The sequence below is a fragment of the Aquibium microcysteis genome (assembly GCF_014495845.1).
Taxonomy (GTDB): domain Bacteria; phylum Pseudomonadota; class Alphaproteobacteria; order Rhizobiales; family Rhizobiaceae; genus Aquibium; species Aquibium microcysteis.
This window is the reverse complement of the sequence record NZ_CP061080.1, coordinates 3,925,657-3,938,100: the sequence shown is the minus strand read 5'-3', so window position 1 is coordinate 3,938,100 and position 12,444 is coordinate 3,925,657. Positions and strand designations below refer to the sequence as shown.

11 protein-coding genes and 1 riboswitch are annotated in these 12,444 nt (G+C 68.5%); of the genes, 4 read left to right on the top strand and 7 right to left on the bottom strand.

Annotated features, from left to right (window positions below):
* Positions 1-66: 66 nt before the first annotated feature.
* Positions 67-429 carry a DUF423 domain-containing protein gene (locus IAI54_RS18365; RefSeq protein ID WP_187968562.1) on the top strand — a complete coding sequence of 121 codons (363 nt, stop codon included), beginning with the start codon at positions 67-69 and terminating at the stop codon, positions 427-429.
* Between the two features lie 24 nt (positions 430-453).
* On the opposite strand, the gene IAI54_RS18360 is transcribed toward IAI54_RS18365, so the two are convergent.
* Positions 454-2,244 carry an acyl-CoA dehydrogenase gene (locus tag IAI54_RS18360; RefSeq protein WP_187968561.1) on the bottom strand — a complete coding sequence of 597 codons (1,791 nt, stop codon included), beginning with the start codon at positions 2,242-2,244 and terminating at the stop codon, positions 454-456.
* 155 nt (positions 2,245-2,399) lie between these two features.
* Here IAI54_RS18360 and IAI54_RS18355 point away from each other — a divergent pair, with 155 nt between their 5' ends.
* Positions 2,400-3,266, top strand: a complete 867-nt coding sequence (locus IAI54_RS18355; protein WP_187968560.1) for an RNA polymerase factor sigma-32 — start codon at positions 2,400-2,402, stop codon at positions 3,264-3,266.
* A 26-nt stretch (positions 3,267-3,292) separates the two neighbouring features.
* On the opposite strand, the gene IAI54_RS18350 is transcribed toward IAI54_RS18355, so the two are convergent.
* The 4 genes from IAI54_RS18350 to thiB all read right to left on the bottom strand — a co-directional run bounded on the left by IAI54_RS18350 (position 3,293) and on the right by thiB (position 8,352).
* Positions 3,293-4,786, bottom strand: coding sequence for a M48 family metalloprotease (locus tag IAI54_RS18350; RefSeq protein WP_476726962.1), 1,494 nt, complete (start codon positions 4,784-4,786; stop codon positions 3,293-3,295).
* A 194-nt stretch (positions 4,787-4,980) separates the two neighbouring features.
* Complete coding sequence (thiQ, locus tag IAI54_RS18345) at positions 4,981-5,718, bottom strand: thiamine ABC transporter ATP-binding protein (RefSeq protein ID WP_187968559.1); 738 nt, start codon at positions 5,716-5,718, stop codon at positions 4,981-4,983.
* Positions 5,715-7,325 (bottom strand): thiamine/thiamine pyrophosphate ABC transporter permease, encoded by a 1,611-nt coding sequence (thiP, locus tag IAI54_RS18340; RefSeq protein ID WP_187968558.1) that lies wholly within the window; start codon positions 7,323-7,325, stop codon positions 5,715-5,717. The genes thiQ and thiP overlap by 4 nt, the downstream gene beginning before the upstream one ends.
* 16 nt (positions 7,326-7,341) lie before the next feature.
* Positions 7,342-8,352 (bottom strand): thiamine ABC transporter substrate binding subunit, encoded by a 1,011-nt coding sequence (thiB, locus tag IAI54_RS18335; protein ID WP_187968557.1) that lies wholly within the window; start codon positions 8,350-8,352, stop codon positions 7,342-7,344.
* Positions 8,353-8,392: 40 nt separating this feature from the next.
* A riboswitch (TPP riboswitch) is annotated at positions 8,393-8,514 on the bottom strand.
* Positions 8,515-8,639: 125 nt separating this feature from the next.
* Between thiB and IAI54_RS18330 the strand changes: the two genes are divergently transcribed.
* Together IAI54_RS18330 and IAI54_RS18325 are read left to right on the top strand one after the other, a co-directional pair.
* Positions 8,640-9,290 (top strand): thiamine diphosphokinase, encoded by a 651-nt coding sequence (locus IAI54_RS18330; protein WP_187968556.1) that lies wholly within the window; start codon positions 8,640-8,642, stop codon positions 9,288-9,290.
* Between the two features lie 6 nt (positions 9,291-9,296).
* A complete protein-coding gene (locus tag IAI54_RS18325) occupies positions 9,297-11,123 on the top strand; it encodes an ABC-F family ATP-binding cassette domain-containing protein (protein WP_187968555.1) in 1,827 nt (608 codons plus the stop codon).
* A gap of 7 nt (positions 11,124-11,130) precedes the next feature.
* On the opposite strand, the gene IAI54_RS18320 is transcribed toward IAI54_RS18325, so the two are convergent.
* Both IAI54_RS18320 and IAI54_RS18315 read right to left on the bottom strand, forming a co-directional pair.
* Positions 11,131-11,439 carry a DUF1244 domain-containing protein gene (locus tag IAI54_RS18320; RefSeq protein WP_187968554.1) on the bottom strand — a complete coding sequence of 103 codons (309 nt, stop codon included), beginning with the start codon at positions 11,437-11,439 and terminating at the stop codon, positions 11,131-11,133.
* Between the two features lie 28 nt (positions 11,440-11,467).
* Complete coding sequence (locus IAI54_RS18315) at positions 11,468-12,277, bottom strand: N-formylglutamate amidohydrolase (protein ID WP_187968553.1); 810 nt, start codon at positions 12,275-12,277, stop codon at positions 11,468-11,470.
* Positions 12,278-12,444 lie beyond the last annotated feature (167 nt).

The window sequence follows — 12,444 nt, the reverse complement described above, 5'->3', positions numbered from 1 at the left end:
CCGGCGGAAGCGTAAACGCGATGCACTCAGGCTGCCGGTTCAGCCTTCGGTGAACGGGGATCGACGATGGCACTCGCAAGACTTCTGACGGTGGCCGGCGGATCAAGCGGCGCGGCCGGTGTGGCGTTGTCCGCGGCTGCGGCCCATGCCGGCGGGAGCAACACCGCCACCGCCGCCTCCTTCCTTCTGATGCATGCCGGTGCCTTCCTGGCGGTCGGCCTCATGCGATCACGCCAGCCCCTGCGCATCGCCGCAACAGTCGTCGTCGTCGGGCTGGCGCTGTTCTGCGGCGACCTCCTGATGCGCGACTTCGCGGGGATTCGCCTGTTTCCCATGGCAGCGCCGCTCGGCGGGTCGCTCATGATCCTCGGCTGGCTCGCCGTGGCCGTCGCGGGTGCGGTCTCAGCTTCGCAGTCTCGGGACGGATAGGCGCAGCCGCGGACCGCATGGGCGTCAGAACCATTCCGGCTGCATGGCGAGCGTGGTGTCGTCCAGCGATTCCAGCAGCGCGCGCTGCGTCCGGGCCTTCGGCAATTCGTAGGTGAAGAAGTAGCGGCAGGCGGCGAGCTTGCCGTTGAGAAAGCCGGCGTCGCCCGATCCGCCCGCCAGAAGGCGCGCGGCCGCCGTTGCCTGGCGCAGCCACATCCAGGCGATCACGACGTGGCCGAACATGTCGAGGTAGATGGTGGCGTTGGCGAGAGCCCGTTTCGGATCGTCGGCCGTCGCCACCGCGAGCTTGCGGGTGGTGGCGACCGTTTCGGCCAGTTCCGTCGCCAGCATTTCCGCGAAGGCCTCCAGCGACGCCACCTGGTGCGCGGCCGAGACGTCCGCCATGACGCGTCCGGCCAGCGCCTTGACGCTCGCCCCGCCGCCCATGCCGACCTTGCGGCCGAGGAGATCCAGTCCCTGGATGCCGTGCGTGCCCTCGTGAATGGGGTTCAGCCGGTTGTCGCGGTAGAGTCGCTCGACCGGATAGTCGCGCGTGTAGCCATATCCGCCGAGGATCTGGATGGCGTGCTTGTTGGCTTCGAGACAGAACTCCGACGGCCAGGACTTGGCGATCGGCGTCAGCAGGTCGAGCAGGAGTGCCTCCTCCCTGGCCAGCGCCTCCTCGCGCTCGCCATGGGTACGGTCGACGAGATCGGCGCAATAGAGGCAGAGTCCGAGGGCCCCCTCGACCGCAGCCTTCTGTGCGAGGAGCAGGCGGCGGATGTCGGCGTGCTCGATGATCGGAACCTGGGGCGCGGCGGGGTCCTTGGCACCGGCCGGCCGGCCCTGCGGCCGCTCGCGCGCATAGGCGAGCGAGGCGCGGTAGCCGGCAGACGCCAGAGCCGTCGCCCCCATGCCGACGCCGATGCGCGCCTCGTTCATCATCTGGAACATGTAAGCGAGGCCGTGATGCGGCTCGCCGAGAAGATGGCCGACGCAGGGCCTCTCTTCGCCGAAGTTGAGCAGCGTGTTGGTGGTGCCGCGGTAGCCCATCTTGTGGTTCAGCCCGGCAAGCGTGACGCCGTTGCGCTCGCCCAGCGAACCGTCGGCGTTCACCAGGTGCTTCGGCACGATGAAGAGCGAAATGCCCTTCACGCCTGCCGGGCCGCCTGGAATGCGGGCAAGAACCAGGTGGACGATGGTCTCCGAGATCTCCTGGTCGCCGCCCGAGATCCACATCTTCCTGCCGGTCAGCCGGAACGAGCCGTCCTCCTGCGGATCCGCCCGGGTGGTGATGTCGGCGAGAGACGAGCCGGCCTGCGGTTCCGACAGGCACATCGTGCCGAAGAACCGGCCCGCGACCATCGGGCGCAGATAGCGCTCCTTCTGCTCGGCCGATCCGAAGGATTCGATCAGGCGGGCAGCCCCGACGGTCAGGAAGGGATAGGCCGACGTCGAGATGTTGGCCATCGAAAAGACGAAGGCGGCGGCGACGCGCAGCGTCTCCGGCATCTGCGAGCCGCCCCATTCGGAGTCGAATGCGCCGCCGAAGAAGCCCGCGTCGCGGTAGACGGCGAGCGCGCCGGCCACGGCCGCGTCCATCTCGACCCTGCCGTCGACGAAGCGCGGTTCATGCTCGTCCAGACGCGCCGCATGCGGCAGGAAATGCTCCATCGCGATCCGTTCGGCGGTGTCCAGCACCCCATCGACGGCCGCGCGGTCATAGTCGGAAAAACGCGGCACCGCGCCCAACCTGTCGACCTTGAGGACGTCGTGCAGCTGGAAAGCCAGGTCGGCCCGATCGATGGTTATCATGGAACGTTCTCCGATGGGTGGAGTTTGGGATCAGCTGCAACCGGGCGCCAGGCTCCGGCGGTACGGCGGAAACGGCTCCTCCGCGCTGCGTTGATCCAGTGGTACGGCGCAAGCGTAAAGCGCAGTGAATGCCATCGCAAGTTCAGGAGCGGTCCATGAATGGCGAGCCAGCCGGAACGTCAATGATCAGCGCGGCGCGGAAGGCGCCTTACCTCGACCGGGTCGAGGAACACGAACTGGCGGTGCGCTGGAAAGAAAAACGCGACCAGGAAGCTCTGCACCGGATCACGATGGCGCACATGCGCCTCGTGATCTCGATGGCGACGAAGTTCCGGTACTTCGGCCTTCCGCTCAGCGATCTCATCCAGGAAGGGCATGTCGGGCTTCTCGAGGCTGCCGCCCGGTTCGAGCCGGATCGAGACGTGCGCTTCTCGACTTATGCCACCTGGTGGATCCGTGCCTCGATGCAGGACTACATCCTCCGCAACTGGTCGATCGTGCGCGGCGGGACGAGTTCCGCCCAGAAGGCGCTGTTCTTCAACCTTCGCCGGCTGCGTGCCCGCCTGGCGCAGGGATCGGAGCCGCTGCGCGGGGACGCGGTCTACAAGGAAATCGCCGAGGCGATCGGCGTGTCTGTTTCGGACGTGGCGCTGATGGATTCCCGGCTGTCGGGTCCGGACACGTCGCTCAACGCGCCGCTCTCGGACGATGGCGATGCGGGATCCGAGCGGATGGATTTCCTGGTATCCGATGCGCCGACGCCGGACGAGGTGGTCACGGCTTCCGTCGACGACGAGCGCCGGGTGCTCTGGCTCAACCGTGCGCTGGCGGTGCTCAACGACCGGGAACTGCGGATCATCCGCGAGCGTCGGCTGCGCGACGAGGGCGCGACGCTCGAGTCGCTGGGCGAGAAGCTCGGCATCTCAAAGGAGCGCGTACGCCAGATCGAGAACCGCGCGATGCAGAAGCTGCGTACCGCTCTTCTCAAGATCAACCCCGACATGGCTCCGGCCATGATGTGACGAAGCCTGCAGCCGCTTTGCGGCGGCTACTGATCGGTGATGATCTTGACCTTGTCGCCCGGGGAAACGCTTCCGCCGGGCGGCATCGCATTGAGCAGCCGGAACAGGTCGAGCGCCCGCCCGACCCCGGTCATCCTGGCCGCGATGCTCCCTGCCGTCTCGCCGGGCTGAACCGTGACCACGCGTATGCGCAGAGGCTTGAGTTCCTTGCGTTCGTCCTCGCCGAGCAGGCGGAAGCTCGCCGTCACGGTCGCCGCGGTCGTCTCGAGGCTCGCGCTGCCCCGCGGGGCAGCCGTGAGCACGCGGTAGACCTGCCCGCCGGCCCGAACCACCGCGATGTGGAAGCTCCACTTGTCGGCCTGGGCATAGGCAACGGCCGCTTCGTTGCCGTTGACGGAAACCGTGCGGACGGTCGACGGGTCGAGACCGGCCACCCAGCCGCTGCGGATGTAGTCGTCGAGCTTCTTGTTGCGGCTGAGCGCAACGCCGTCGAACCGCACGGCCACGTCGCCGGGACCGGCTGCGGTGACGGCCGCGGCCGAGTTGTCGATGACGAAGCCTTCAGGAACGCTGAAGGTAACCCCCAGCGTCGGATGCACGAAGGTGCGGCCGCGCACATAGCCCTCCTCCGGCGTGTCGCCGAACAGCATGCCGTCGATGCCCGCGAGATAGGAGTCTCGGTCGCGGCGCCCGGCGCCCGGCGCGCCGAACTGGCGGGCGTGGCGCAGGGCGAGATCGATGCGCTGCGGCGCGTTGGGATGCGAGGCCAGGAAGTCGAGGCTCGCGTCGGTGGCGCCGCTGATGCTGCGGAAATCCGAGTATGAGGCCATCGATTGCAGGAAGCGCGCCGCCGAATAGGGATCGTAGCCGGCGCTGCCGATGGTCTTGATGCCGATCGCGTCGGCCTCCAGTTCCTGGTTGCGCGAGAACTGCGCCAGCCGCAGCTTGCCGCGAACCACCGCCGCGCGCGCCACCTGGTTGTCCGTCAGGACGTCGTCGACCACCTGGGAGGCGAGTTGCTCCTCGGCTTCCTTCTGCTGGCGCTGGATGCCGTGATTGGCCGTGACGTGCCCCATCTCGTGCGCGATCACCGCGGCCAGTTCGGCCGAATCGTTGGCGAGCGCGAGAAGGCCGCGCGTCACGTAGAGAAAGCCGCCGGGAAGCGCGAAGGCATTCACGTTGGGCGAGTCCAGCAGCGTGATCTGGTAGGTCTGATCGGGATTGCCCGAGGCGACCGTGAGGCTGCCGACGACCTTGGCGACCATGCGCTCCAGCTTGGGGTCCGAGTACTCGCCGCCGTAGGTGGCCAGGATGCGTGGATGCTGGGCACGCGCCAGCGCCACCATCCGGTCGTTGCGGGTGACGGTGTCGACAGTCACCGGATTCGAGGATGGCACGAAGCCCTGCTCGCTGACGCCCGGGCTCAGCACCTGGCAGCCGGCGAGCAGCATCGCACCCGCGCCGGCGACCAGAAGCCGCAGCGAGCGTCCGGCGGGGAGAGAAGCGCCCGCGTCGTGCATGGCCTCAGCCTTCACCTGTTTCAGAACCTGATCCTTCCCGGTCTTCGGGGCCGATCGCTGCGATGCCCGAATCACCAGGGCGCCGCCGCCAGCGGGCCGCAGTCCGCCATAGTCGAGGACGACGGTTACCAAAGCTTCTACGCCATTGCCCGAGCGCTGCGGAACAAATATGGCCCGATCCTGGCAATTCTTTGTTATCGCGAGGTTCCTTCTCCCAGATACCGCCCGAGCGCCGGAGAGGACGCGCCCGCGAGCAGATCGCCGGTCGGCCCGGAGGCTGCGATCCGGCCGTCATCCAGGAACGCCGTCGTCTCGGCTATCCGCCGGGCGTCGCCCGGATCGTGCGTGACCATCACTATGGTCATTCCTTTCGATTCGTGAAGATCGACCATGAGGTCGAGCATTTCCTCGCGCAGGGCCGGACCGAGCGAGCCGAAGGCCTCGTCGAGCAGCAGGACCGGCCGGTCGCGCACGAGCGCGCGCGCCAGTGCGACGCGCTGCCGTTCCCCGCCGGACAGTTCGCGCGGGAGCCGGCGCTCCTTTCCGGCGAGGCCGACGCGGGACAATGCCTGCTCGACCTGCGCGCGGTCGCCGGCCGTCAGCCGCAGCGACGGCGAGCGGCCGAGGCCGACATTGGCCGCCGCGTCCAGATGGGGGAAGAGGTTGTTCTCCTGGAAGATCATCGAGACGGGCCGGGCGGCAGGAGCGATCGGCGTCACGTCCGCGCCGCCGATCCGGATCCTCCCGGACAGCGGCGTTTCGAACCCCGCGATCAGGGACAGGAGCGTCGACTTTCCGGAACCGCTCGGCCCCATGACTGCGAGGATCGTGCCGGCCGCCACCGACAGGTCGAACCGCATCGGCCGGGCGCCCGGCCATCCGAACGAGACGCTGTCCAGCACGACATCCGCTCCCCCGGCCGTTCGCGTCATGCCTTCCTCCCGCCCAGCCGTTCGGCCGCCACCATCAGGCACAGGCAGAGAAGCGCCAGGATCAGCGCGAGACCCGCCGCGTCGGCCGTCCGGTAGCTGCCCATGCGCTGGAACAGAAGATAGGGCAAGGTCTGCAGGGCGTCGCTGCCGAACAGGGCGATGACGCCGAGATCGCCCAGCGACAGTGCCATGGCGAAGGCAAAACCGCCGGCGAGCGGACGCCGCAGCGTGGGCCAGTCGATCAGGCGCCAGCGGTCGAAGCCGCGTATTCCCAGCTGCGCGCAGAGGCGGTCGTGACGAGCCGCGGCCTGATCATGGGCCGGGCGGATCGCCCGCATGGCGAAAGGGATCGCCATCGCCGCGTTGACGGCCACCACCATCACCGGCGCGAGCGCGAAGGCGTCGGCAGCGTGGCGCAGCAGGATGAACCAGCCCGCGCCGATGACGATCGGCGGGATCACCAGGATCAGGCTCGCACCGCCGTCGAGCGCCCGCTCCAGGGCGCTGGCGCGGGTTCCTCGCCGCGCCGAGGCGAGCCGGTGGCGCGCGCCGGTCATTGCGAGCGTGAGAACGACGCACAGGCCTGCCGAACCCGTCGCCAGCGCGAGGCTCGTCACCACCGCACCGCGCACCGCACTCTCGCCCGACAGGCGCAGGAGATCCGCCTGCAGCCCGGCCAGCACTATCGCGACCACCGGGCCTGCCACGAAGATCGAGGCGACGAGGACGATGGCGGCGTCGAAGAGGGATCCGATCCGGCTCGGACCGTCGTATCGACGCGACGAGACAGAGGGGACTGCGTCGCCGGCCATGTCCGCTCCCAGCCGCATGAGCAGCGCCAGCACCAGGGCGGTGAGGCCGAGTTGCAGCAGCGTCAGAGCGAGTGCCCGGGCTGGGTCGAAATCGAAGCGGAGCGCCTGGTAGATCGCCACCTCCAGCGTGGTCGCGGCCGGTCCGCCGCCCAACGTCAGGACGATGGTGAAGGAGGCGAGACACAGCATGAACACGAGGCCAGCCACGCCTGGCAGCGTCGAACGCAGCGCCGGCCATTCGATCAAACGCCAGCGTGCGCCGGGGCCCATGCCGAGCTGGCTCGCGAGCCGCCACTGGTCGGTCGGGATGGTATCGAGGGCATTCAGGAACAGCCGGGTCGCGAGCGGCAGGTTGAAGAAGGCGTGGGCCACGAGGATGCCCGGCATCCCATAGATGCCGGGCCACCGGCCGCCGGCAAGCCAGCCGAGGAGTTCGGCGGCGAAGCCGGACCGGCCGAGAAGCGCGAGAACGCCGAGCGCAGCCACCAGCGCGGGCAGCGCGAGCGGCAGAGCGAACAGCATCAGCAGGGCGCGCCGCCCGAAAAAGGTCGGGTGGCGCGAGAATGCCCGCGCCACCAGCATCGCCGGCCCGACAGAAACCAGCGTCGACAGCAGCGCCTGCCAGAGCGTGAACCGCGCCACCCGCAGCAGATAGCCGTCGACGCCCGCGACCGCGCCGCCGAGGTCGCGGGCGCCTTCGATCAGCAGTCCGCCGAGTGCGCCGGCCGCCAGCAGCCCCACGAAACCGAGCGCACCGATCCCGGCTGCGACGGACGACCTGGAGGCGGCGCGCATCGCGGTGGGACGCCCGCTACTCGGTCATCGCGGACAGCCATTCGTCCACCCAGGCCTCGCGGTTCGCAGCCACCGTTTCGGGCGGCAGGATCAGGGTCTTCGTCGGCTCGACGAGACGCTCGAAGGCGGGATCCAGCGGTTGCGAGGTGGCGCCGGCGGGATACATCCAGTTGGCTTCGGGGATCGCGTCCTGGAAGCCGGGGCCGGTCATGAAGGCCATGAAGCGCGTGGCGAGCGGGTTATCGGCACCTTTCGTCGTGATGCCCGCCACCTCCACCTGGAGGTAATGGCCTTCCTCGAAGCTCGCTGCCTGATACCGGTCCGTGCTCTCGGCGATCATGTGGTAGGCCGGCGAGGTGGTGTAGGACAGCACCATCGGCGCCTCTCCCGAGGTGAACAGGCCATAGGCCTCGCTCCAGCCGGGCGTCACGGTCAGAACGCGGTCCTTCAGCTTGCCCCACGCCGCCGCCGCGTCATCGCCATAGACGGCCTTCGCCCAGAGCAGCAGGCCGAGACCGGGTGTGGAGGTGCGCGGATCCTGGATGACGATCTTCTGTTCCGGGTCGCCTTCCACGAGATCTTTCAGGCTCTTCGGCGGCGCTGACAGCGCCTGCGTATCGTAGACCACGGCGAAATAGCCGTAGTCGAACGGCAGGAAGGTGTCGTCGGTCCAGCCGCCCGGCACGTCGACCGCAGAGACGTCGGCGCCGTGCGGCGCAAACAGTCCCGTCGCCTTCGCATCGACGGTCAGGTTGGTGTCGAGGCCGAGCACGATGTCGGCCTTCGTCCGCCCGCCCTCCAGCTTCAGGCGGTTGAGCAGCGCGACCCCATCGGCCACCGAGACGAAGGCGAGGTCGCAGCCGCAGTCCGCCTCGAAGGCCTTCTCGACCTGCGGACCCGGACCCCATTCGGCGGTGAAGCTCTCATAGGTGTAGACGGTCAGGGTTCCGTTCGTCTGGGCGAAGGCCGGCAGGACGGAAAGGGAAGCGGCGAGGGCCGCGGCAGTCGGTATCCATATCGTGCGCATCAGGCGCCTCCTCTGTTCGAATGAAAGGAATTGAGGCGCCATCGGATGAGCGTCTAATCCCTCCGCCGGTACGAGCCGGATCAGGTTCAGCGGGTTGGCCGGGTTTCCCCTTGGCCTCTCAGCCGGCCGGTCAAGCGACCGCCGGCACCCCGTTAGAGCACCTCGACATCTAGGACGGGGAACATCGGGCGGCAAGCGTTTTCGGGCGCGCGGCGCGCGACGGCCCTCCTGCGGCATGAGCGGCTGCCCTTTCGCATGGCGCCCGGCCCGTGATAGAGGCGACGCCCATGAGCACATTCGCGATCCTGCTCGGCGGCGATCTCGTTCGCACGCCACGCCTCGACGCTGCCCTTTCGCAGGCGCGCGTGATCGCGGCCGATTCCGGCATCCGCCATGCCGCGACGCTCGGGCTGACGCCGGAACTGTGGATCGGCGATTTCGATTCCGTCACCGCCGCCGAGATCGCGGAGAATGCGGGGATCGAACGCGACATGCATCCGCCGGAGAAGGACAGCACCGACGGCGAACTTGCGGCGGAGGCTGCGATCGCCCGCGGTGCCACCCGCCTGATCATGGTCGGAGCCTTCGGCGGCGAGCGCGCAGACCATGCCTTCCTGCACATGACCGCCGCCATCCGCCTCGCCGAGAGGGGCCTGCCGGTGCTCCTGTCGAGCGGATCGGAGGAAGGCGCGCCCCTGCTGCCGGGCGAGCATGGCTTCGACTACCCCGATGGCACGCTGTTCTCGATCCTGGCCTTCTCGCCGCTCGCCGGCCTCTCGGTCTCCGGCGCGAAATGGCCGCTCACCGAGGTGGAACTCGCCTTCGGCTCGTCGCTGACGCTGTCCAACGCGGTGCGCGGGCGCCTGCGCGTGTCGCTGCGCCAGGGCCGGGCGCTGCTGCTCGCCCGCCCCGAAACATCCTCCGCCTCGAAGGGCTGACACCGCATGGCGCCTCCCATCCTCCGACTCGACGACATCGGCCTCACCTTCGGCGGCACGCCGCTTCTGCAGGGGGCGTCGATCTCGGTCCAGCCCGGCGACCGCATCGCGCTGGTCGGCCGCAACGGGTCGGGAAAGTCGACGCTGCTCAAGATCGCCGCCGGCTTCATCGAACCGCAGGACGGCGAGATCTTCCGCCAGCCGTCCGCGACCGTGCGCTACCTGCAGCAGGCGCCGGACACGGAAGGCTTCGCCACCGTCCGGGCCTATGTCGAGGCGGGGCTCGGACCGACGGACGATCCCTATCGCGCGACCTACATCCTGGAGAACCTCGGTCTGACGGGCGAGGAGAAGCCGGACACGCTGTCGGGCGGCGAGGCGCGGCGCGCCGCGCTGGCGCGCGTGCTGGCGCCGCAGCCCGACATCCTGCTGCTCGACGAGCCGACCAACCACCTCGACCTCTCGGTCATCGAATGGCTGGAAGAGGAACTGTCGCGCACCTCGTCGGCCTTCGTCGTCATCTCGCACGACCGCCGTTTCCTCGAGCGGGTGACGCGTGCGACCGTCTGGCTCGATCGGGGCGTCACCCGGCGGCTCGACAAAGGCTTCGCCCATTTCGAGGAATGGCGCGACCAGGTGCTGGAGGAAGAGGAGCGCGACCAGCACAAGCTCGGCCGCCAGATCGTGCGCGAGGAGCACTGGCTGCGCTACGGCGTCACCGCCCGGCGCAAGCGAAACATGCGGAGGCTGGGCGAACTGCAGTCGATGCGCGCCAAGTTCCGCGGCCATCGCGGGGCCGAAGGTTCCGCCAAGCTGGAGGCGAGCGAGGCCGCCGAATCGGGCAAGCTCGTGATCGAGGCGAAGTCGATCGCCAAGACCTATGGAGAGGCGGTCATCGTCAGGGACTTCTCCATCCGCGTCCAGCGCGGCGACCGCATCGGCCTCGTCGGGCCGAACGGTGCCGGCAAGACGACGCTTCTGCGGATGCTCACCGGGGAACTCGAGCCTGATTCAGGCTCGGTGCGCCTCGGCGTGAACCTCGAGATCGCCACCCTCGACCAGCGCCGCGCCGCGCTCGACCCGGAGGAGACGCTGGCGCATTTCCTCACCGACGGCCGCGGCGAGACGGTCGTCGTCAACGGCGAGGAACGACATGTCGTCTCCTACATGAAGGACTTCCTGTTCAAGCCGGAGCAGGCCCGCACCCCGGTGCGCGAACTGTCTGGCGGCGAAAAGGCCCGGCTGATCCTGGCCCGCGTCCTCGCCCGTCCGTCGAACCTGCTCGTCCTCGACGAGCCGACCAACGATCTCGACATGGAGACGCTCGACCTGCTGCAGGAACTGGTGTCTGGCTTCGCGGGCACCGTCATCCTCGTCAGCCACGACCGCGACTTCCTCGACCGGACGGTGACCAGCACGATCGCGCCGGACGGCGACGGGCGGTGGGTTGAATATGCGGGCGGCTACAGCGATCTGCTGGCGCAGCGCGGCAGCACGCGCTTCGTCAAGCGCGCCGGCGAGGCCAGGGCGGCTGCCGAGAAAGTTACACGTGAATCCGGTTCCGGCGAGCCGGCGGCCGCCAGGGCTGCAGCGAAGAAGCTGTCCTACAAGCAGAAATTCGCGCTGGAGAGCCTGCCGAAGAAGATGGAGGAAGCGGCGGCCGCCATCGCCAGGCTCGAGGCGACGCTGGCCGATCCGCGGCTGTTCGCCCGCGATCCGAAAGGCTTCGGCAAGACGGCCGAGACGCTCGACAAGGAGCGCGCGGCGCTCGCCGCGATGGAAGAGGAATGGCTCGAGCTGGAAATGCTGCGCGAGGAGATCGAGGGCGGCTGAGCCGGCCTCAGTGATCCTTCGGACGGTTCTGCTCGAACGCCGCCTGCTTCTGCGGCGAGGCTTCCGTCTGGTGCTTCGCCTGCCATTCCGCGTAGGGCATGCCGTAGACGATCTCGCGGCTCTCGTCCTTCGAAAGCTCCACCCCGTCCGCCGCCGCAGCGTCGCGGTACCAGTTCGACAGGCAGTTGCGGCAGAAGCCGGCGAGGTTCATCAGGTCGATGTTCTGGACGTCGGAGCGCGTGCGCAGGTGCTCGACCAGGCGCCGGAAGGCTGCGGCCTCGAAGTCGCGCTGCTGGTCCTTCGTCAGATCGGCCATGCTCGTCTCCTCGTTCGTCGGCAGGTCCTCAACGGTGTTCCGCGACCGGCCCGGTGCGCGATCCGAAGAACCGCACCCGATGGATATCGTCCCGGCGATTGATGTCGTCAAGGATCGGAGCGAGGCGGTCCGCCCAGGCCAGCGCGCCCTGTTCGGTCGCGATCAGGTCCTGGCGGATCTCGATCAGCGCATGCGCATAGCCGCGGGTGATGGCGTGCTGGTACATGGTGTCGCCGCGCAGTGCGCCGTCATAAGGCTCGTTGTCGCCGACCACGAGGTGGGGGTCGGCGCGCAGCGCCGACAGCAGAGGCGCGACGGCGCGGTCGTCGAGATCCCACAACACCCCGACGTGCCACGGGCGCTTCACGCCCTGCATGCAGGGCGTGAAGGAGTGGATGGACACGACCAGGGGCGCGGCGCCGCTCGCGGCATGGACGGAGGCGGTCAGCGCCCCCACCGCGTCGTGCCAGGGCCTGTAGAAGCGCTCCAGCCGCTTCTCGCGCTCCTCCGGCGCGAGCGGATAGTTCGCCTTGATCACCGTGCCGTCATACAGCTGGCGAATCAGGGTAGGATCGTCGTCGCCCCGGTTCGGATCGATCAGCAGGCGCGAGAAGCCGCAGAGCAGCGCCGGTGCGTGCAGCTGCGTTGCCAGCGCGCGGGTGACCATCTCGACGCCGATGTCATAGGCGATATGGCGCTCGAACTCCGCCGCCGGCAGCCCCAGATCGCCGTATTCTTCCGGAAGCGCATTGCGGGCATGGTCGGCGAGAAGCAGCAAGCCCCGGTCTCGTGGGCCATCGACGAGCTCGTAGGGTGGAAAGACGGCGGTACGTTTCATGGTCTCCGGTCGCGGATCGGCGAAATGTCGTGCGCTCGCCGGGCGGGGCGGCGCCTTCCTTCCTTTCATGGCGAAGCGGATGCCGCAATGCCGTCCTTTCGACATTCTCGTGTCGGATGGCTTCGTTGCTTGCGCGATAAACCGATTTGAGCATATCGCCACGGCGC